This is a genomic window from Actinokineospora auranticolor (genome assembly GCF_041897805.1).
Taxonomy (GTDB): domain Bacteria; phylum Actinomycetota; class Actinomycetes; order Mycobacteriales; family Pseudonocardiaceae; genus Actinokineospora; species Actinokineospora auranticolor.
This window is the reverse complement of record NZ_CP154825.1, coordinates 7,061,808-7,082,062: the sequence shown is the minus strand read 5'-3', so window position 1 is coordinate 7,082,062 and position 20,255 is coordinate 7,061,808. Positions and strand designations below refer to the sequence as shown.

Annotated in this window: 20 protein-coding genes; 10 read left to right on the top strand and 10 right to left on the bottom strand. The window is 70.4% G+C overall.

Annotated elements, in window-relative coordinates:
• Positions 1 to 339: 339 nt before the first annotated feature.
• Positions 340 to 1,329 carry a C40 family peptidase gene (locus V5P93_RS30715; protein ID WP_245931628.1) on the top strand — a complete coding sequence of 330 codons (990 nt, stop codon included), beginning with the start codon at positions 340 to 342 and terminating at the stop codon, positions 1,327 to 1,329.
• A gap of 691 nt (positions 1,330 to 2,020) precedes the next feature.
• Here V5P93_RS30715 and V5P93_RS30710 read toward each other — a convergent pair.
• On the bottom strand, positions 2,021 to 3,370 hold the full coding sequence (locus V5P93_RS30710; protein ID WP_104482128.1) for a hypothetical protein: 1,350 nt from the start codon (positions 3,368 to 3,370) through the stop codon (positions 2,021 to 2,023).
• A gap of 195 nt (positions 3,371 to 3,565) precedes the next feature.
• Here V5P93_RS30710 and V5P93_RS30705 point away from each other — a divergent pair, with 195 nt between their 5' ends.
• Positions 3,566 to 4,714, top strand: coding sequence for a glycosyltransferase family 4 protein (locus V5P93_RS30705; protein ID WP_104482127.1), 1,149 nt, complete (start codon positions 3,566 to 3,568; stop codon positions 4,712 to 4,714).
• Here the strand turns inward: V5P93_RS30705 and V5P93_RS30700 are convergent.
• The 6 genes from V5P93_RS30700 to V5P93_RS30675 all read right to left on the bottom strand — a co-directional run bounded on the left by V5P93_RS30700 (position 4,702) and on the right by V5P93_RS30675 (position 11,441).
• A complete protein-coding gene (locus tag V5P93_RS30700; RefSeq protein WP_104482126.1) occupies positions 4,702 to 7,674 on the bottom strand; it encodes an NACHT domain-containing NTPase in 2,973 nt (990 codons plus the stop codon). The genes V5P93_RS30705 and V5P93_RS30700 overlap by 13 nt on opposite strands.
• Positions 7,675 to 7,684: 10 nt before the next feature.
• Entirely contained in the window at positions 7,685 to 7,978 is a 294-nt protein-coding gene (locus V5P93_RS30695; RefSeq protein WP_104482125.1) for a hypothetical protein, read from the bottom strand.
• On the bottom strand, positions 7,975 to 8,226 hold the full coding sequence (locus V5P93_RS30690; RefSeq protein ID WP_104482124.1) for a hypothetical protein: 252 nt from the start codon (positions 8,224 to 8,226) through the stop codon (positions 7,975 to 7,977). Before V5P93_RS30690 ends, V5P93_RS30695 begins: the two co-directional genes overlap by 4 nt.
• The gene (locus V5P93_RS30685; RefSeq protein WP_104482123.1) at positions 8,223 to 9,245 is read right to left on the bottom strand and encodes a CHAP domain-containing protein; all 1,023 of its coding nucleotides are present in this window, start codon (positions 9,243 to 9,245) and stop codon (positions 8,223 to 8,225) included. Before V5P93_RS30685 ends, V5P93_RS30690 begins: the two co-directional genes overlap by 4 nt.
• Entirely contained in the window at positions 9,245 to 9,580 is a 336-nt protein-coding gene (locus V5P93_RS30680) for a hypothetical protein (protein WP_104482122.1), read from the bottom strand. The genes V5P93_RS30685 and V5P93_RS30680 overlap by 1 nt, the downstream gene beginning before the upstream one ends.
• Before the next feature lie 97 nt (positions 9,581 to 9,677).
• Complete coding sequence (locus tag V5P93_RS30675; RefSeq protein ID WP_104482121.1) at positions 9,678 to 11,441, bottom strand: long-chain fatty acid--CoA ligase; 1,764 nt, start codon at positions 11,439 to 11,441, stop codon at positions 9,678 to 9,680.
• Positions 11,442 to 11,496: 55 nt separating this feature from the next.
• On the opposite strand from V5P93_RS30675, the gene V5P93_RS30670 reads away from it, so the two are divergent.
• Genes V5P93_RS30670 through V5P93_RS30645 form a run of 6 tightly spaced genes read left to right on the top strand, consistent with a single transcriptional unit; the run spans position 11,497 to position 15,535 of the window.
• On the top strand, positions 11,497 to 11,877 hold the full coding sequence (locus tag V5P93_RS30670) for an SRPBCC family protein (protein WP_104482120.1): 381 nt from the start codon (positions 11,497 to 11,499) through the stop codon (positions 11,875 to 11,877).
• A gap of 10 nt (positions 11,878 to 11,887) precedes the next feature.
• Positions 11,888 to 12,676 (top strand): metallophosphoesterase, encoded by a 789-nt coding sequence (locus tag V5P93_RS30665; RefSeq protein ID WP_104482180.1) that lies wholly within the window; start codon positions 11,888 to 11,890, stop codon positions 12,674 to 12,676.
• 24 nt (positions 12,677 to 12,700) lie between these two features.
• Positions 12,701 to 13,141: an SRPBCC family protein gene (locus tag V5P93_RS30660; RefSeq protein WP_104482119.1), complete on the top strand. Its 441-nt coding sequence runs from the start codon at positions 12,701 to 12,703 to the stop codon at positions 13,139 to 13,141.
• 8 nt (positions 13,142 to 13,149) lie between these two features.
• A complete protein-coding gene (locus V5P93_RS30655) occupies positions 13,150 to 14,289 on the top strand; it encodes an ArsA family ATPase (RefSeq protein WP_104482118.1) in 1,140 nt (379 codons plus the stop codon).
• Entirely contained in the window at positions 14,286 to 14,618 is a 333-nt protein-coding gene (locus tag V5P93_RS30650) for a hypothetical protein (protein ID WP_104482117.1), read from the top strand. Before V5P93_RS30655 ends, V5P93_RS30650 begins: the two co-directional genes overlap by 4 nt.
• Positions 14,615 to 15,535: an ROK family protein gene (locus V5P93_RS30645; protein ID WP_104482116.1), complete on the top strand. Its 921-nt coding sequence runs from the start codon at positions 14,615 to 14,617 to the stop codon at positions 15,533 to 15,535. Before V5P93_RS30650 ends, V5P93_RS30645 begins: the two co-directional genes overlap by 4 nt.
• A gap of 797 nt (positions 15,536 to 16,332) precedes the next feature.
• On the opposite strand, the gene V5P93_RS30640 is transcribed toward V5P93_RS30645, so the two are convergent.
• Together V5P93_RS30640 and V5P93_RS30635 are read right to left on the bottom strand one after the other, a co-directional pair.
• Entirely contained in the window at positions 16,333 to 16,785 is a 453-nt protein-coding gene (locus V5P93_RS30640) for a hypothetical protein (protein WP_104482115.1), read from the bottom strand.
• Entirely contained in the window at positions 16,782 to 17,552 is a 771-nt protein-coding gene (locus V5P93_RS30635; RefSeq protein WP_104482114.1) for a carboxylesterase, read from the bottom strand. Before V5P93_RS30635 ends, V5P93_RS30640 begins: the two co-directional genes overlap by 4 nt.
• Before the next feature lie 278 nt (positions 17,553 to 17,830).
• On the opposite strand from V5P93_RS30635, the gene V5P93_RS30630 reads away from it, so the two are divergent.
• A complete protein-coding gene (locus V5P93_RS30630) occupies positions 17,831 to 18,568 on the top strand; it encodes a 1-acyl-sn-glycerol-3-phosphate acyltransferase (protein ID WP_104482113.1) in 738 nt (245 codons plus the stop codon).
• Between the two features lies 1 nt (position 18,569).
• Here the strand turns inward: V5P93_RS30630 and V5P93_RS30625 are convergent, their stop codons facing one another.
• The gene (locus V5P93_RS30625; protein WP_146108274.1) at positions 18,570 to 19,658 is read right to left on the bottom strand and encodes a hypothetical protein; all 1,089 of its coding nucleotides are present in this window, start codon (positions 19,656 to 19,658) and stop codon (positions 18,570 to 18,572) included.
• A 53-nt stretch (positions 19,659 to 19,711) separates the two neighbouring features.
• On the opposite strand from V5P93_RS30625, the gene V5P93_RS30620 reads away from it, so the two are divergent.
• Positions 19,712 to 20,227 (top strand): polyadenylate-specific 3'-exoribonuclease AS, encoded by a 516-nt coding sequence (locus tag V5P93_RS30620; protein ID WP_104482111.1) that lies wholly within the window; start codon positions 19,712 to 19,714, stop codon positions 20,225 to 20,227.
• Positions 20,228 to 20,255 lie beyond the last annotated feature (28 nt).

The following is a 20,255-nucleotide window of genomic DNA, read 5'->3' as shown; positions in this document are numbered from 1 at the left end:
CCGGTGGACGCGTGGGCTCACTTTTCGTAACCTGTCCGAGATCTCGCGGCAGGCAGCCGCCCACCCCGAGGGTGGCTACGCGAGATCGCCGCCGAAATCAGCCTGTCTCCCCGGGCTGAACCGGACTCCCCTCATGGTGGGGCTCCTCGATCGGGCCGCAGCGGCACTCCCGCTCGCGCCGAACTCGGGCCGGGCGCCGAAAGGCGCCGCACCGGCCCGTGGGCACCGAGGCGGCCCCGTCGGCGGTAAGACGGACGAAGGAGTACGCGCGACGTGTCGTCGCATCGACTCAAACGTGCAAAGCGTGGTGCGCTGAGTGTCACGGCCGTCATCGCCGTGGTGGCTTTCTCGCCTTCCCCCGCGTACGCCCAGCCCCCGGCCCCGCCCACGAACGCTTCCGAGGCGGTCAAGCAGTACCAGGACCTGAGCAAGCAGGCCGAGAAGGTCAACGAGGACCTGCTCAAGGCCAAGGCCGACCTCGAGGTCAAGAAGGCCGAACTCGAGAAGGCGACCAACGACGTCAACGTCGCGGCCGCCAACGAGAAGCAGGCCAAGGCCCTCGAGGAGCAGTTCCGCGGCCAGGTCGACGCGCTGGCCAGCGCCTCCTTCCAGGGTGCCCGGTTCAACAAGATCTCGGCGCTGCTCACCGGGACCTCCGCGGACGACTTCCTCGAGCGCGCCTCCGCGCTCAACGTGCTCGCCGCGGACAACCAGGAAGCGCTGTCGAAGTACACCGGTGCTGTGACCACCGCCGCCGAGGCCCGCAAGCTCGCGGAGGACGGCCAGCGCCGCGCCACCGAGGCCAAGGCCGCCGCGGAGAAGCTCACCGCCGACATCACCAAGACGGCCCAGGACCTCGAGGCCCAGAAGCAGACCGTCCTGGCGGCGAAGGCCCGGCTGACGCCCAAGGAGACCAAGGAGCTCGAGGGTCCCAAGGACGACGGCGTCTACCTGGCCCCCGCCGGCGCGGCGGGCAAGGCCATGGAGGTCGCCCTCGCCCAGCGCGGCGACCCCTACGTGTGGGGCGCCGAGGGCCCGAACAGCTTCGACTGCTCCGGCCTGACCATGTACGCCTACGCCGCGGCGGGCGTCAGCCTGCCGCACTCGAGCCGCTCCCAGTACGGCTACGGCAAGTCCGTGTCCCGCAGCGAGCTCCAGCCCGGCGACCTGCTGTTCTACGGCGGCAGCGCGAGCTCCATCCACCACGTCGCCATGTACATCGGCGGCGGCAAGATCGTCCACGCCTCCACCTCGGGCGTCCCGGTCAAGACCGACACCATTGACGGCGGCGGCCGCGACTACCTGGGCGCCAAGCGCATCGTCGGCTGACGACCCGCAAGTCCACGACCGTGACCGGGACCCGAACCAACGGGTCCCGGTCACGGTCTTTTTCGCCCCTGCCCAATCCGGGCCCGCCCGCTCGCGCCTCCACCAGCACCCTCACCAGCCGAAACGCGTTGTCCGCGGCCAGGTCGATCATGTTCGAGCTGATCGAATCGGCGTTCGACGCCGTCGAATCGACGTCGGGTGGTCCGTCCACCAGCAGATCCGCGGCCCGTTTGCCGGTCACGCCGTTTCGGGATCGCCGTGCGGACCCGGCGCTGGCGCAGCCGGCCTTCCGGCTTGACGCCCAGGTCCCGCCCATACGGTCCCAGGCTTGCGCCTTCCGTTGCGCGGCCGTCCGCCCACCTCCGACCTGGGGAGCCACACCTCGATCGGCGAGCGCGCCCGGCACGGCCGATCGCGGGCTCGCTGGTCCACCACGATCAGCAACTGTCAAACCCCGTCGAACCAGGTCCGAGACTCAGGCTCACTGCTGAACCGCCCCACCCCGCCCCCAGGACAGCCCCCGCCCTCCACCGGGGGGACAGCCCTGCTCCAGCTTATCGGCGAGGGGGTGGCGGGGGAGGCTCGGCGATTTCCTGTGGATTGGTACGGGGCATGTGGATGGATGCCGGATAGAAGTTGATCATGAACGGGGAGCGGTGCGGCGGGGCTGAGGCGGCGGGGTGGGTGGAGGTCAGCGCAGGGTGAGGCGCAGGTAGCGCTGCCACTCGGCGAGGAGGCCGCCGCGGTCCAGGCCGATGGCGCGGCGGAGGAGTTCGTCGGTTTCGCTGGCTGAGATGGGGCCCGCGCCCGCCAGCTCCCGGTACAGGGAGATCAGCCGGGGCTCGCCGAAGCGGTCGGCGAGGAAGCGGGCCAGGGACCAGGCTTGCTGGTAGGCCAGGTCGAGGCTGCGGTCGCGGGCGCGGAACTCGCGGTCGTCGGGCAGGGTGCTCGGCGGGCCGGACTCGCGCACGCGCCGCGCCAGGTCGGGGGCGCCTTGGGCCAGCGTTATCCCGCTGTCGCGGTACCCGATGTAGTCGGCGAAGCCCTCCAGCAGCCACATCGGTGACCCGTCGACCGTGGCGGCGCGGGCGGCGACGTGGGTGATCTCGTGGCGGAGCACCACCCGCAGCGACGACAGCGACAGGGCGCGAGCACCCGCCGGGCTCAGCACGACCCGTTGGCCGGTGGCGGTGTGCTTGGCGGTGTCGACCCGGTCGGCGATGGCCACCGCGACCACCGAGTCGACCGGGAAGTCCGGCCCGACCAGGGCGCGCATCTCCTCCGGGCTGTCCGGCAGGAACAGCGCGACCCGCTTGGGCCACGCGTCGCCCCAGACCTCGCTCACCGCGCGCACCGACGGGTCCAGCTCGCGGACCAGCCGGTCGACCATCGGTTGGCTGCCGCGGTGGGCCAGGACCAGCCCGTTCTCCGTCGTCGCGACGACGCACGGCCCGAAGTCCCACGGCCCGCGCCACGTGCGCCTGCCCAGGTCGTTGAGCGCGGTGTCCGACCGCAGGTACCAGGCACCCGCGCGCTTGGCGAACAGGTAGCCCATGGTCCGCGTGGTCGGCATCTGGTCGATGCCGCGCAGCGCGTACCGCAGCTCGACCCCCGGCGCCCACAGCTCGGCCGAAGGGTCGGCGACCGGCGTGGGCAGCGAGGTGAGGTCGAGGGTGTCGTCGGGGCGGAGGATGTAGGACCAGGCGTCGAAGGGGACGTCGCCGAGGTTGGCGAACAGCGCCCGCTGCGCCTCCAGGAAGGTGGGTTCGGCCTGTGGGTCGAGGGTCGCGGTGAAAGCGGCCTCGTCACGTCTGACCAGGGCATCCGCCCGCCGGTGCAGCAGCTCGGTGATCGCACCCGCGCGCGCCGTGTCCTCGGGCTCGGTGGGCGGCGGCACCGCTCCCAGGGGCTGCCCCTGCCTGACCTGCGCCTCGGGCGACGCGACCGGCTGGTGCGGCAGCGACGCGACGGTGAGACCAGCCAACGCGACAACGGCGACAGCCGCGCTCAACCACGCCCTCGCCCTCGCCCTGCTGGCCACGCGCAAATCCTAGGTCGGCGGGGCGACACCCGCGACCAAGTCCACCTGCTTGCTTGATCAAGTACCCGCCCGGCCGACAATGCGCACCCCGAAAGTCCGGCCTAGGCACCACCGCCGCCCGGTTGAGGCCCACGGTGTGTCTCCGGTCACGTGGGCGCCGGGGAGTCCGCGCACCCCCGGGTCTAAGTTGGGAAGGTGCGTAAGACGCTCCTCGTCACCAACGACTTCCCGCCGAGGCCGGGGGGCATCCAGACGTACCTGCACTCCTTCGCGAAGTGGCTGCCGGGTCAGGAACTGGTGGTCTACGCACCGGCCTGGGACGGCGCGGCGGCTTTCGACGCGGCCCAACCGTTCCAGGTGGTCCGCCACCCGGGGAAGCTGATGGTGCCGACCCCGTCGGTGGCCCGCCGGGCCCGCGAGATCCTGCGCGCCGAGGGCTGCGACTCCGTGTGGTTCGGCGCCGCCGCCCCCCTGGCCCTGTTGGGCCCGGGCCTGCGGCGCGCGGGCGCGCGGAGGATCGTCGCGAGTACGCACGGGCACGAGGTGGGCTGGTCGATGTTGCCCGCCGCGCGGCAGGCGATCCGTCGGATCGGTAGTACGACGGATGTGATCACGTATGTCAGCCGGTACACCCGGGGCCGGTTCGCCGCCGCGTTCGGCGCGCAGGCCGCCCTGGAGCTTCTACCGTCCGGAGTGGACACTGAGGTGTATCGCCCGGATCCGGCTGCCCGGGCCGAGATCCGAGCCCGTCACGGGTTGGGAGACCGCCCGGTGATTGTCTGCGTGTCCCGGCTGATGCCGCGCAAGGGGCAGGATGTGCTGATTCGCGCCCTGCCGGAGATCCGCAAACGCGTCCCGGATGCGGCGTTGTTGCTGGTAGGCGGCGGCCCGTACCGTCCCCGGCTGGAGGCGTTGGCGCAGCAGGCGGGTGGAGACGTGGTTTTCACGGGTTCGGTTCCGTGGGAGGAACTCCCCGCCCACTACGCGGTGGGGGATGTCTTCGCGATGCCTTGTCGGACGCACGGCAAGGGGTTGGACGTGGAGGCGTTGGGGATCGTCTTCCTGGAGGCGGCGGCGACGGGGTTGCCGGTGATCGTGGGGGACTCCGGCGGTGCTCCGGAGACGGTGCTGGACGGTGAAACCGGCCATGTGGTGCACGGCCGCGAGGTCTCGAAGATCGCCGAGCACATCGCGGACCTGTTGGTGGACAAGGGAAAGGCTGCCCAGATGGGCGCTGCGGGCAGGCGGTGGATGGAGAAGTCCTGGCAGTGGCCGGACCGAGCCGCCCGCCTCCGGCACCTACTCGATGGCGAGACGGTCTACCGCTTCAGTCACGACAACTGACCCACCAGCTTCCACCAGGCGTTGGTGTCCAGGGAAGCCAGGTATTGGGCGGTCGCGCTGAACTTCAGGGGGTCGGCCGCGATCGCCTGGTCTACGATTTCTGCCCAGCCTGTGCGCCAGTCTTCGCGACTGCTTTGTAATTCCTCGAGTAAGCCAGGGTGGGCGGCCTCGGCAACCGCCAACGCCGTGTAGTGAGCGTTGATCGGTGCCGGATTTCGGGTGAGTATGCCGAGCAATTCGTATGCGAAATAGCTGCTGATTGTCGCGCCAATTCTGCTGAAGACTGCAAAGAGTTGCTCGTGCATGGCGGGATCGTCGATTTCGGTCAGACCATCCAGGTAGTCCTCCGGTTCGTACGTGTTGTTTATGTCGCCGATCATCAAGCGAAGTAGGGTCGTGGCGGTGAAGTATTTCGACCGCATGGCCGATTCGGGAAAGAATCCAGTCGGGTCGGTCAGCGTCCGGCCGAAGTAGATCTCGATCTCTGATTCACCTCGCAAGGAGGCCAGGTCTAGGGTGAAGTCGCGCCGGAGGCCTGCCGAGTCGGATCGCAACGTGCCATCGATGGCGGAGAAGCTGAGAAGATCAAGCAATCCCCGCAACCCTATGGCGTCCAATCCGGCCTCCCATAAGCTCACCACCTGCTGCCATGGTCCCAACACATCGTCGTCCGGCCAGATCTCGGCAAGGTGCAAGGTTTCGCTGTTCGTCGCTGCGAGTATGAAGAGATTTGCCGAGTATGCCGCCATAGTGCGAATAGCGTCAAGGGGAAGTGGGCGGTACTCGGTGAACTGTCGCCTGGTCTGACGTTCGCGGAAAGTGGCGAGAAGCTGCCTCAAGGCCCGGCTGACATGGTCTCGGTCGTGGGGATCAAGGTGGGAGAGTTCGTCTTTGATAAAGGATGTTGTGGGTGGTTGGATGGCGAACGGCTCATGGGAGAACAGGGTGAAAAGTTCGTCATCCTGGGGTTCCTGGGGGTACCCGAGGCCGTAGGCCACCTGGGCCATCCGGCACAGCACCTCGACTGCTCGGGCGGCGACGAGGTATTCCGCGATAGTGGCGTGCAGGAATTCGTAGCTGTGGACTTCTCCTGCCGCTATGGCCTTGTTGTCGTGGACGAAGAAGAACTCGCCTAGAACCCGATGGCCATCGGCGGCCTCAACGCCGAGGGCGTCCATGTCCTTGGTGAGGTCTGCCGCGGTGATGGATTGACGGCCGCGGTTGAACATGCCGAGCGCGGCTGCGGACAATCGTAGCCACTGCTCGTGCGCCGCTTGGTCCAGTTCGGCGCCACTCAGCGGGCGTCCCGCCTGCTTGGTGGCTTCCCGGCGGGCATAGGTGTTCAGGAGCTGGCGGTACAGTCCCGCTTTCGAGAGCTCTTCCTTGGTCGTTGTCTGGGGATCGACCAAGTAGAGAGTCAGCATCAGGAGCAGGAGTGGCTGGCGGGCCATGTCGCGCTGGGGCTCGGATAGGTCGGCGGTCATAGGCAGGGCGGGGTTGGCCTGGTTCCAGATGTGGATCCACTCGCCGATCTGGCCGTTGTTGAACTCTGCCAGTTTGATGACCGGGCAGTCTGCCGGGACGCGCACTCGGTCCACGACGAGGGTTCTGGAGGTCACGATGACGGAGACTGGGTGGCCCAGGTCGGCTTCGCGCTCTTGGAAGCGTTTGACTTCGGTTAGGTAGGTGCGGCGGTCGTGGGTGGTGGCTTGGAGGAGTTCGTCCAAGCCGTCCAACAGGACTACGCGGATGGTGTTGGTGGTTTGGGTGGCCAGGATGGGCCACTGGATGTCGTTGTGGGAGGCGGAGGCGAGGGACTTCTGGACCTGCTCCCAGATCTCGGCGTCCGCATCTACGTGGCGGAGGGGGACGCGGATGACGGTGTAGGTGTCCACGGGGAGACGGGCGGCCAAGACCTTGGTGAGTAGGGACTTTCCGGCTCCTGGGTCACCTAGTACGAGCATGGGGCGACGGGTGGCTTCGGGGGAGCTGAAGTGTTGGGCGAGGGTGAGGTCCAGGTCTCCGCCTAGGGGGACGTCGCGCCACCAGGACTCGTCGGAGAGGCGGGAGTGGGGGCCGGACTGGGTCAGGCGGAAGTGGGGGGTGATGAAGATGTCGTCTACTGAGGGGAAGACGGCATCTATCCCGTAGCCGTCGGTGTTGGCGTCGATGACCGGACGGGCGAGTTCTGCGCGGTTGATGTTGCCCAGTTGCTCGCGGAGGTCGGTGACGGTGCCTGCGCCGGGGGTGGTGAGGAGGGATTCCAGGCGGGCCAGGACTGTGCGGGTTGCTGAGTGTTCGGCGGTGTCGGACCAGACTTTGAACTCTGGGACGGTCTTGGCGAGCGTTAGGTAGTCCGAGCGGTAGCGGCCTGCCACGTCTACGGCGAAGGTGTCGGTGGACTGGTCCTGGGGTGTGTCGATGTCCAGGCCGGCGAGGAAGGCGGTGGCGCGCTCAAGGCAGGCGGACGCCCAGGTTCGGACGGCGGCGACGTTCTCCTCGAAGCCGCGCGTGCCCGACGGGATTGGGACCTCGGCCGTGTAGAGGTGGCGGACCAGGGGCTCGCCGTGGCGGGGCCAGTCGTTTTGGGCGAGCATCACCTTTTCGCGATTGGTGATGGCGGCCTGCTTGTACAGTTCGTGGTCGCGGTCGCGGAGGGTGTTGAAGAACGCGGCCAGGACGATTGTGGTGTGGGCGGCGACGACCAACTCGTGGCGGGCTAGGCCGTCGGTTCTGGTCAGGCGAGTCTGCACCGTGTCGAGGGACTGGCGTAGCAGGGTGGTGCTCTCGTTCTTCTGGTCTACCCAGCCCCACAGTTTGCTGATGGTCCAAGCCTCGGGGGCCGCGCCTGTGGCGAGGAGGATTCCGCCGAAGAGGGTGTTCAGGCGGGTCAGCCACTTGTGGTCGTGGTGGCCGAGGATTTTGAGGGCGCCGCTGAAGGTGATGGCCGGTTCGCGCACGCGGTACAGGTTACGGGGATAGGGACCAGGTTGGGGGTGTGTAGTCCGGTTCTGGGGGTTCGTTGGTGGGGAACTCCGTGCCGGTGTGGGGTTCGAGGATTGCCATGCCTTGGGCGAGGGCGTCCGCGGCGGCGCGGTGGGTGAGGGTGGTGATCTCGGCGGCGAGGGCGGACGCGGACATGGTGTAGGTGGTTGTGCCCAGGTCCAGGGCTATGAGGAGGCCGTCGACGGTGACTGTTGTCTTGATTCCGTGGTTGCCTGTTGCGGTGGCGGTGATGGATGACAGCCGCTCGGTGAGGGTCATTGGTGCCTCCAGGTGTGCGGTGTGGTTTCCTCCGGTTCTGGTTGTAGGCCAAGGAGTTCCGGGTCTATGCCGTTGAGCAGGTGCAGGACTTTGAGGTTCGCGGCGGTGGTGGCGGTTTGGATGACGCGGAGGATGGTGGCGGCCAGGTCGGGGTCGCGTAGTGCCGACTCGGTGAGGTGCAGGGATGCCAGGGCGCCGCCTGGGAAGACCTCGGCGGTGACGCCCGGTTCGGTGGCGTGGCCGGTCATGATGGGTGGACTCCGCCGTAGAAGGTGTTGTGGGACAAGGGGTGGGTGCGACGGACGACCGAGTCGGTGTTGGGACCGGAGTTGCCTTCGATGAGGGTTACCGTGGTGCCGTCGACCTTTTCGACTATGCCGATGTGCTTGCTGGTCTGGGGGCTCTGAGGGCCGGTGCCGAACAGGAGCACGTCGCCGGGGCGGGCCTTGTCGAGGTCGTGGTAAGCGAGGTTTTTGCCCTGGCCCCAGCGGAAGACGTCGCCGGTGAAGGGGTAGAGGGGGATGTTGACGCCGCTGCGGCGCCAGACCCAGGTGGCGAAGGACGAACACCACGAGGCCTGGGGGCCGTACTTGTTGGCGTTGTTCGAGCCCTCGCGGTAGCCGAGTTGGGTGGCGGCGGTGTGGGTGATCCGGGAGGCGGTGGAGTGGTTCGGGTGGTTGCCTTTGGGGGAAGGTGAAGGGGAAGGGTGAGAGGAAGGGGAAGAGTGGGGGTGGGGAGGAGGGGAATGGAGGGAGCGTAGGTGGGTGGCGGCGGCTTCGAGGTGGGAGCGGACCTCGGCTACGTGCTTGGTAGACTCGGCGGTGTAGTGCTGCACGAGGTCGGCGACCTGGGCGACAGCGCGTAGTAGCAAGGGTTTTTGGCCGACGGCCAAGCCCGCGTCCAGTACCCGGACGGCCTTCTCGGTGTACTCGTCGAGCAGGCGGGTTACGGCGGTGTGGCCGGCGTCCAGGGTGTGGGCCGCGTTCTTGGTGATTCGGGCGGCCTTCTTGGCGTTGTCGGCTGTGGACTCCAGGTACTTCCCGTATCGGTCGGCCTGGTGCGCGAAGCCGTCGGATGCCTTGCCCTGCCACTCCGACAGCAGGGAGCTGGTGGACTTGCGCTGGTTGTCTTGGTGTTCGGTAAGTCTTGTGTGGACTGTTGTGAAGGCCTGTTCCGCCTCTACGGCGTCGCCCACCTTGCCCGCCAACCGGTTGCGGTGCTCGATCATCTCCGCGGCGAAGTGCCGCGCGACCTGCCGGGTGTCCATCACGCCCCCCGGAACGACTCGGCGGCGTCGCGGTCGTCGCGCCGGTAGTCCGTGCCCGCCTGGGTGAGCGCGTGGCCCAGCTTCTCCGCACGCGAGACCGCGCCGTCGACGCGTTCGCCCAAGGTTTCCGCGAAGTCCTTCAAGGCCTCGGCGAAACCGGACTCCCGCCCGATCCACCCGAACCCGCGCCCGTCGACCACGGCCAGCTCCCGCTTCACCCGACGTACCTCGTCGGCGTGGTCCGCCAGGTCCTTGCCGCGGCGGCGCAGGCCGTCGGCGTCCACGGTGAACCCCAACGCCGCGTCGATCAGACCTATCAGTTCCCGCTCGTCCATCCCGGCTCCTCCCGCCTCGCCCACTCTCGCGGGAAGTCGGGCCCGGCGCCCATGGCCGGTGCACGGGCGGGCACGACCACTGCACAACCGGGACAGCTCAGGGGTGGTAGATCGCGGCGACCTCCGTGGCGTGGGACTTGAGGATCGCGTCGCGGCGGAGTTTGAGGCTGGGGGTCAGTTCGCCCGACTCCTCGGTGAAGTCGCGGGGCAGCACGACGAACTCGCGGATCGCCTCGGCTCGGGAGACCTGGAGGTTGGCCTCGTCGACGGCCGACTGGAGGTCGGCGCGCAGGTCCGGGTCGTCCGGGTCGACCGACGCCAGGCCGTGCCGAGCCAGCCAGTCCGGCAGGGCGTCGGCGTCGAGGGTGACCAGGGCGGCGATGAACGGCTGCCGGTCGCCGACGACCATGCACTGGCTGACCAGCGGATGCCTGCGGACCGCGTCCTCCAGCACCGCCGGGGCGACGTTCTTGCCGCCCGCGGTCACGATGATCTCCTTCTTGCGGCCCGTGATCCGCAGGTAGCCGTCGTCGTCCAGCTCGCCGAGGTCGCCGGTGCGCAGCCAGCCGTCGGGGAAGGTCTCCTCGGTGGCGGACGGGTTGTTCCAGTACCCCGACGACACCATGTCCCCGCGCAGCGCGACCTCCCCGTCGTCGAGCACGCGGATCGCCACCCCCGCCACCGGTCGCCCGACCGTGCCGACGCGGAAGTGCCCCGCCGTGTTCACGCACACCGCCGCGGCCGTCTCCGTCAGCCCGTACCCCTCGTACACCGGGATCCCCACACCTCGGAAGAAGTGCGCCAGCCGCGCCCCCAGCGGCGCGCTCCCCGAGATCGCCGCCACGCACCGGCCGCCGAAGGCCGCTCGCAGCCGCCCGTAGACCAGCAGGTCCGCCACCGCCCGCTGCGCCGCCAGCACCAGCGACCCCGGCGACTCGCTCGACCGCACCGCGACCGACTCGGCCAGGTCGAACACCGGCCCCAGGCCCGACGCGTGCGCGCGCTGCCGGGCCGACGCGTACACCTTCTCGAACACCCGGGGCACCGCCACCACGAACGTCGGCCGGAACTCCGCCAGGTCGTCGGTCAGCGTCCGCACGTCCGGCAGGTGACCCAGCGTGGTGCGGGTGTAGACGCAGCACAGCGCGATCGCGCGGGCGAACACGTGCGCCAGCGGCAGGAACACCAGCATCGCGTTGCCCTCGCGCATCAGCTCCGGGAACGCCACGTGGTCCGCGCGCACCTCGGCCAGCAGGTTGCGGTGCGTCAGCACGACCCCCTTCGGCCGACCCGTGGTCCCGGACGTGTAGACCAGCGACGCCACGTCCGACGCGCGCACCGCGCGGTGCCGGGCCGCCAGCGCGTCGTCGTCGACCGACGCGCCCAGGGCCGACAGCTCGTCGACCGCCGACCCGTCGAGCTGCCAGATCCGCTCGACCGCACCCAGCCGGTCGACCACGCCCTCCACCACCGCCCGGTGCGCGGCGGTCTCCACGACGACGCCCCGCGCGCCCGAGTCGGACAGGATCCACGCCACCTGCTCGGCCGACGACGTCTCGTACACCGGCACCGTCACGCACCCCGCCGCCCAGATGGCGAAGTCCAGCAGCGTCCACTCGTAGCGGGTGCGCGACAGCAGCGCGACCCGGTCGCCCGGTTCGAGACCGCTCGCCACCAAACCCTTCGCCACCGCGCGCACGTGCGCGGCGAAGTCGCGTGTGGTGACCGCGGTCCACACCCCGTCGACCCGTCTGCGGAACGCCACCGCGGCGGGGGACAGCCGGGCGTTGGCCCACACCATGTCGGTGAGGTTCTCCACCTCGGTCACCGGCGCGCTGACCGGCACGCTGAACTCCCGCACCCGACCCCTCCGAGTCTCCTAGGCCACTGCCCGACCACCGTGACATGCTGCCGGAATGCCGCAAGTCGACGTCGTGGACGAGACCTTCATCGCCGTGCCGCCCGCCACCGTGGCCGCCGTCTTCGCCGACCCGGCCGCGTGGCGCCGCCACTGGCCCGACCTCGTGCTGGCGGTCTACGCCGACCGCGGCGCCGAGGGCCTGCGCTGGACCGTGCGCGGCGCGCTCACCGGCACCATGGAGGTCTGGCTGGAGACCGTGCTCGACGGCACCCTCGTGCACTACTTCCTGCGCGCCGACACCCCGACCCCGCTCACCCCGCGCAGGCTCGACCGCGAGCGGGTCCGCCGCCAGCTCGCGGCCAAGGAGCTCGCGCTCGGGCTCAAGGCCGTCTTGGAGGGTGGACGAGCCCCGGGGGTCGCGCCCGCGCCCGCGTAGGGTGGTCGTCGTGCGGGTCCACGTGGTGTCCGATGTGCACGGCAACGCCGAGGCCCTGGCGCGGGCCGGGGAGGGCGCCGACGCGCTGCTGGTCCTCGGTGACCTGATCGACTTCGTGGACTACCACGACCACGCGGGCGGCATCATGGGTCGGATCTTCGGCCCGCGGCGGGTCGGCGAGTTCGCCCGGCTGCGCCGCGAGCGCAGGCACGACGCCGCCGCGGCCTTCGCGCGGGAGCTGTGGCAGGGGCTCGACGACGCCGCCGACACGGTGCGCGAGGCGATCCGCGCGCAGTACAAGGAGCTGTTCGCGGCGATGACCGCGCCCACCTACGCCACGCCCGGCAACGTCGACCAGCCCGCGTTGTGGCCCGAGTTCGTCGGTGACGGTGTGCGGGTGCTCGACGGCGAGACGGCCGAGATCGGTGGTCTGCGGTTCGGGTTCGTCGGTGGTGCGCTGCTGGCCCCCGGCGCCATACCGCGACGCGGCACTGTCTTCACCCCGTACCTGCGCACCGCCGAGGACTTCGGTGCGGCCGTAGTGGGACTGGGCGCTGTTGACGTGTTGTGCAGCCATGTGCCGCCCGCAGTGCCGGAACTCACCTACGACGTGCTGGCTCGCCGCGCCGAGATCGGCTCGCACGCGCTCGTGGACGCCATTACCGCACATCGGCCCCGGTGGGCGATGTTCGGACACGTGCACCAACCGCTGGCACCCCGGCTGCGGTTGGGCCTTACCGAGTGCGCGAACGTGGGGCACTTCCAGCGGACCGGGCGACCTTACGTGCTCCAGTGGTAAGAGCGACCCGGTAGCCTCCCCGGCATGGCCGACGAGTCCACCCAGTCCATCGTCGTCGACGCGCCCGCCGAGGAGATCATGGCGGTGATCGCGGACTTCCCGGCGTACCCCGAGTGGGCGAAAGCGTTCACCAAGGCCGAGGTGCTGACCCGGGGCGCCGACGCCCGGGCCGACCAGGTCGCCTTCACCATCGAGTCCGGCCCGTTCAAGGACTCCTACACCCTGGCCTACACCTGGACGGCCGACGGTCTCACCGTCGACTGGACGCTGGTCAAGGGGCAGATGCAGCGCGCCCAGAAGGGCCGCTACCAGCTCACCCCGGAGAGCGACCGGCGCACGAAGGTGACCTACACGCTGTCGGTGGAGCTGGCCGTGCCGATGATCGGCCTGTTCCGCCGCAAGGCCGAGAAGATGATCATGGACACCGCGCTCAAGGAGCTCAAGCGCCGGGTCGAGCGGGACTGACCGCCCGGGTGCGCGTCCTGCTGTTCACCGGCAAGGGCGGGGTGGGCAAGACCACCCTCGCCGCGGCCACGGCCGCCCGGGTCGCCGCGGCGGGCCGCAAAGCGCTGGTCGTCTCCACCGACCCCGCGCACTCCCTCGCCGACGTCTACGGCGTCCCGGTCGGCGCCGAGCCTTCCGAAGTGGACACCTCGCTCTACGCCGCGCACGTCGACGCCCGCGCCCTGGCCGACCGCGCCTGGCCGGGCCTGCGCGACAGCGCCCGGTCCTTCGCCGCCGGTCTCGGCCTCGACGCGCTGGACGCCGAGGAGCTGACCGTGCTGCCCGGCGTCGACGAGGTGCTGGCGCTCACCGAGATCGCCCGCCTGGCCGAGACTGGCACGTGGGAGGCCCTGGTCGTCGACTGCGGCCCGACCGCCGAGACCCTGCGGCTGCTGGCCCTGCCCGAGGCCGTCTCCGGCTACCTCGACCGGATGCGCGGCGCCCGGCTGGTCGCCGACCTGCGCGCGGCCTCCGACGCCGTGGCGCGGCTCGCCGACCACGCGGAGCGGCTGCGCGCGCTGCTGACCGACGCGGCCGTGCGGCTCGTGTTCACCCCCGAACGGGTCGTAGTGGCCGAGACGCGACGCACCCTCGCAGCGCTCGCCCTGCGCGGTGTGCACGTGGAGGCCCTGGTGGCCAACCGGTTGGTGCCGCGCGCCAGTCGCTGGCACGGTCCGGCGGCGTCGTGGATGCGGACCCGGAGGGCTGAACAGGACCGTGTGTTGTCCGAATTGGACGTATCCACCCCGCTGACCGTGCACCGGGTAGAGCATTCCGCGCAAGAGCCGGTTGGTGTCGACGCGTTGCTTGCGTTGGCGGACGAGCTCTATGGGGAGAAAGACCCTCTTGCGGTTCGTGGGTCGAACGAGCCGTTGTTGTCGGTAACCGCCGACGGTCAGGACTACCTGCTCAGAATCGCGCTCCCGGTCCCGGACAGCAGCGATCTGGACCTGGCACGGGTCGGGGACGACCTGGCGGTGACGATCGATGGCGTGCGGGGCTTGATCGCGCTGCCGCTGGTGCTCCGCCGCTATACCGTGACCGACGCCGAGGCCGACGGCGCGGGACTGGTCCTGCGCATGGAGCCCGATCGGGAAGGTGGGCGGTGAGCAGCGCGGAACCGGGCAGCCGACTGGCCGACGAGCTGGTGTTGCTGCTGGCCGCCGTCGCCGAGCGGGCCGGACCGTGGCTGGACCGGGTGGCCGCGGAACACGACGCCGGTTGCCAGTCTTGCGTGTTGTGCGCGTTGGTGGCCGTAGTGCGCGGTGAGCCCAATGAGCTGGCCGCGAAGAGCATCGACCGTCTCGCCGACGTAGTGGCGCTCCTGCGCGCGGTACTCGCCGACCGCTGGCACCCCGGCGAACCGCACATGCCTGGCTTCCGGCCGGAGCCCGCGCCTTCGGGGCGCGTGCGGCGCATCCCGGTCCGCCGGAGGTGACGACCATTGGGGTCGATGTGGGGGGAACGAGAGTCCGGGCCGGGGTAGTCGACCGCCACGGAACGGTCCTCGACACCGTGCACGGGTCGACACCCTCCGGCGAGGAGGAGCTGGAAGAGGCTGTCTGCGCCTCGGTAGAGGAATTGCGGCAACGGCACACGGTTAGCGCCGTCGGGCTCGCGGTGGCCGGGTTCGTGGGAAGTGACCGTCGGACCGTGCTGTTCGCGCCGCACCTACCGTGGCGCGCGGCGCCGGTGGCGGACCGGATCGCCGACCGGATAGGGCTGCCGGTCGTGCTGGAACACGACGCCAACGCCGCCGGGGTCGCCGAACACCGCTTCGGGGAGCTGCGCGGGGCCCGGGTGGGGTTGCTGATCGCGTTGGGGACGGGGATCGGCGGGGCGCTCATCGTGGACGGTGAGGTGTTCCGCGGGGCCCACGGGGTGGCGCCGGAACTGGGGCACCTGCGGCTCGTGCCGGGCGGGCGGCGGTGCGGGTGCGGGAAGGCCGGGTGCTGGGAGCGGTACTGCAGCGGGACCGCGCTGGTGGCCACGGCGATCGGGCTGATGGCCGAGCACCGGTCCACCGTGCTGGCCGGGGTGGCCGAGCGGGACCTGACCGGTCGCCTCGTGGCCTCGGCGGCACGCGACGGCGACCCGGTGGCGGTGCTGGCGGTGGCGGAGTTGGCCCGGTGGTTGGGGGAGGGCCTGGCGCTGGCCGCCGACGTCTACGACCCGGACCTCGTCGTCATCGGTGGCGGGGTGTCCGACTCGGCCGAGCTGTTCCTGGACGACGCTCAGGCGCACTTCCACTCGGTGATCACGGGGTCGGGGCACCGCCCGGCCGTGCGGGTCCGCCCGGCGCGGCTCACGCAGAACGCGGGGATCGTGGGGGCGGCGACGCTGGCCGCGGGGTGAGTGGGGCCCGTGCGGCGGTGGATTGCGCGGGTCGGCCTGGCGGGACTTGCGGAGGCCGCGGGGCGTTCAGCGGGGAGTGCCCGGGCTGTGGGTTGTCGGGCAGGCCGCTGGATGGGCACGCGGATTCGCTTGGCGGGATCGTGGGCTGCCGCGCGATGCGGATCGGCGGAGGTGGGAATCCGTTCGCGAACGCCGGGCGCGGACTGAGTTCGGCGTGGGAGTTCGCCGCGGGCGGGGTCCCCGCGCGAAGGCTTGGAGATGATCAAGGCGTGCCTCCGGCCCCCGGGTATCCACGCTACCGGCGGGCACCGACGGTTTCCGGCGGAGATGATCAAGCCTGTGGACAACCCGGTCACGCCGGGGGTGAAGTGCGCACGGCACTTGTCCGGTTGTTCTACCGGCGGCGGCAGCCGGGGACGTTGGTGGCGGGGCCGGTGGTGCGGGCGGCGTTCCGGTTGTCGCTGCGGGACGCGGGGTCTGCGCGGGGTGCCGGGTCGGCGGGCGTCGAGCGGGAGGCGGCCTGCCTGCGGAGTGGCGGCCGGTGTGTTCTCGGTGCGAGGTGCGGGATCCGGGCGGGTTCCGCGGTCGCGGGTGATCTTGATGTGCCTCCGGCCCCCGATATCCACGCTAGTCGGAGGGGGCGACGGTACCGGTCGGTAGCGCGATCATGCCTGTGGACAACCGGCCGAGAAGGTGGATCCAGACCGGTTTTGGGCGGTTGTCCACAGGCATGATCGACTGGTTCGCCGAATTGTCGGTGCCCCCCGATAGAATTGATCCGGGGGCCGGAGGCATACCTAGACCTGGGCGCCGTTGTCGTCCGGGTCGGTCGGCGGGGTTTTGCGGGTGCGCAGCAGGAGCAGGGCGATGCCCGCGGCCAGGGCGATCAGGCCCGCCGGGGTCGCTATGCGGGCGTCGAGGCCGATCAGGGCGGGCAGCAGCAGGAGCACGACACCGGCGACCAGGGCCACCAGCGCCACGATCGTCATCGGCCGCAGCTTCGGCAGCGGTGGGGGCTCCGGCGGCTCGTAGTGCTCGTTCTCGTTGTCGTCCGCCCAGTCGATCTCGGTCTCGTGGGCGCGCCAGGTCGCGGTCGGGGCCGCCAGGGCCGGGGTGCCGGTGGGCGGCGTCTCCGGTTCGCCCAGGTCGTCCGGCAGGTCGCGGCCGACGCCCTCGCGCTCCAGGTCGGCGACTATCTGGGCGAACGCGGCGTCCACGTCCTCCGGACCGTCGCCGGGACGGCTCTTCACACCAGATCACCTGCCCGCTCGGCACGTACCCGCCCGATGAACTCGGCGCTCCGGTCGAAGATGACCTGGGCGTCGTGGTCGAGGGTGGCGACGTGGTAGCTGTTCTCGAGGACGACCTCGGTGACGTCGGTGCTGGAGATCCCGCGCAGGACCACCGCCGAGTTCTCTGGCTCGACGACGTGGTCCACCGCGGAGTGCAGCACCAGCGCCGGTTGGGTGACCCTCGGCAGGTCCCGGCGCACCGTCCTCCACAGCTTGGCCAGACTCGCCAGCGCGCGCAACGGGGTGCGGGTGTACGCCTGCTCGCTCACCCCCGGCTTGGCGATGTCGTTGCCGATCGCCGCGACCGAGGGCACCAGCCTGGCCAGCACCGAGACCACCTTGACGTCCTTGCGCAGCGACATCACCGACGGGTTCACCACTACGACGCCCGCCAGGTCGTCCCCGTGCTCCTCGGCCAGCCGCAGGACGAGCGCGCCGCCCATGGACAGCCCGCACGCGAACACGGTGTGGCAGGACCCGCGCAGCTCGGTGAACGCGGCCTCGACCGCGCCGTACCACTGCGGCCAGGTCGTGCGGTTCATCTCCTGCCAGGTGGTGCCGTGCCCGGGCAGCAGCGGCAGCCGCACGCTGTGCCCGGCGGCGACCAGGTGCTCGGCCCACGCCCGCATGCTGATCGGTGAGCCGGTGAAGCCGTGGCTGAGCACGACTCCGATCCCGGTGGAGCCGTCGTGCGCGAAGCTCTCCGCGCCGGGGACTGCGGGCACCCCGCCCTCCTAAGATCATCACCGGTGGGCCCGAGCCGATCACTCGTGAGCCGGGCCGTGTCGCCATGGTCGCACGAACCGGGCCCGGTGTGTCCGCGCCCGCAAGGGGTGGATGTGCCGGGTTCGGCCGTCGATTCTCGCCGCCTGTGTATCCGGCATCTCGCCAGGCCGCCACCGCGTTACTTCCGGCGGGTGATCGAGTGCGGCCATTGTGCGGTCGCGGCGCCGGTTCGTAGGCTCGTCCGGGTCGCCCGGTGAAGACGAGGAGTTCTGGTCGAGTGCTGTACTGGCTGATGAAGTGGGTCCTGCTGGGCCCGCTGCTGCGCCTGTTCTTCCGCCCCCGCGTCGAGGGCCTGGAGAACGTGCCCGCCGACGGCGGTGCGCTGCTGGCCAGCAACCACCTGGCGGTGTCCGACTCGTTCTTCCTGCCGCTGGTGGTCCCGCGCCGGGTCACCTTCCCGGCGAAGCTGGAGTACTTCACCCAGCCCGGGCTCAAGGGCCGGTTCAAGAAGTGGTTCTTCGCGGGCGTCGGCCAGATCCCGATCGACCGCTCCGGCGGCTCGGCGGCGCAGGCCGCGCTGGACACCGTGATCCGGCTGCTGCGCGAGGGCCACCTGGTCGGCATCTACCCCGAGGGCACCCGCTCGCCGGACGGACGCCTCTACCGGGGCAAGACCGGGGTCGCGCGGATCGCCCTCGAGGCCCGGGTGCCGGTGGTGCCCGTGGTCATGATCGGCACCGACAAGGCCAACCCCATCGGCTCGAAGGTGTGGCGGCCGTACCCGATCCGGATCAAGATCGGCAAGCCGCTGGACTTCAGCCGCTACCAGGGCCTCGCGGGCGACCGGTTCGTCGAGCGGTCGATCACCGACGAGGTCATGTACGCCCTGATGGAGCTGTCCGACCAGGAGTACGTCGACATCTACGCGGCCAAGGCCAAGGCGCAACCGGTCTCGCTGCCCACCCAGCCCGACGCCCGCACCGCCGACCGCCTCCCGGAGCGCGAGGCGGGCTGACCTACCGCAGCGCCCCCGCGTCCACCCGCCACAGGGCGCCCCCCGCGATCACCTGGACCTCGGTGCCCACGAGCGAGGCCGCGCTGACCGGCCCGCTCGGCCCGTCGACGTCCCGCACGCCCCACTGCCCGTCCGCGAACCGCGCGACCCGCACCTTGGCCCCGTCCCACACGACCTGCACCAGCGCGCCGTCGACCTCGATCGGCGGCGCGACGACGTCGTGGTCGCCCACCGGCACGTCCGGCACACCCGGCAGCGGGTGCCACCCGTCCGCCGCCAACCGCCAGATGGTGAGCTTCCCGCCACTACGCCCGGACACCGCACAACTCTCGCCCACGCAGTGCACGGCCATCGCCGTGCCGGAGGAGAGTACGGTCCGGGTCCAGTCCCGCGTACCCGTGCGCGACCGCCACACGACCGCCTGCTCATCACCCTGCGCGGCCTGCCACCCCACGGCCAGCAGGCCCTCGCCGAGCCGCGTCGCCGCGAGCGGGAAGGTCAGCGCGGTGGCCGAGCTGCGCAACTCGGTCTCCGACTCACCCCGCGCCCAGTAGCCCTCACCGCCCGGTTCCGGCGTCCACGTGGCCACGTCGAACCCGGCGTCCTTGCTCTCCCAGGTGCCGACCACGACCGGGCCGGACGGGGTGATCGCCGTGCCGACCAGGTCGCCCGCGCCGTAGCCACCGAAGGTGCTGAACCCCTGTCGGCGCTCGGTAAGACCGGTCGCGTCGCCATCCCACACCGACCAGCGGACGTTGCCGTGCGCGCCACCACGCTCACCGCCTACCGCGACGATCGCCTTCCCATCGGTGGCAATCGCCGTCCACCGTGCCAAGAGGCCATATGGCGTAGTTCCCTTAACCGGGACCTCGGTTAGCGCGCCGCCACCATCGCGGCGGTAGAGGCCCGGGTGCTCGTCTTTGCGCGTACCGACCAAGAGGGAGTTGCCGAAGTCGGTGAGAGTTACCGCTTCAACACCAGGTGGTAAGTCGATCCTGCCGAAGACCACCGCGGACGGCGTAGTGGCCCCACCGCACCCCGCCGTGACCATCGCGGCGACGAGCACCGCCCCAACCGCCCCTTTGCGCATCCCGCCAGTATCCACTCGCGATCAACCCCCGCCCCTGACCTAGGCTTTGCCCGGTGAGGTACTTCTACGACACCGAGTTCATCGAGGACGGAACGACCATCGACCTGGTGTCGATCGGTGTCGTCGGCGAGGACGGGCGCGAGTTCTACGCGGTTTCCACCGAGTTCGACCCGGACAAGGCGGGCACCTGGGTGCGCGCCAACGTGCTCGACAAGCTCCCGTCGCCCGCCGACAAGGCCTGGTGCGACCGCGGCGAGATGCGCAAGCGGCTGCTGGAGTTCCTGACCACGCCCCGGTCCAAGGACAAGATCGAGCTGTGGGCCTGGTTCGGCGCCTACGACCACGTCGTGCTCGGCCAGCTGTGGGGCGCCATGCCCGCGCTGCCCCGGCAGATCCCCCGGTTCACCCGCGAGCTGCGCCAGCGCTGGGAGGACGTGGGCAAGCCGACCCTGCCGCCCCCGCCGCAGGACGCGCACGACGCGCTCGCCGACGCCCGGCACAACCTCGTCCGGTGGAAGGTCATCGACGCGGAGTGGCGCAGGCGGGTGGTCGACCCCCACGGGAGCTGACCACCGGGTGGGAACCCTCCTTGCTATA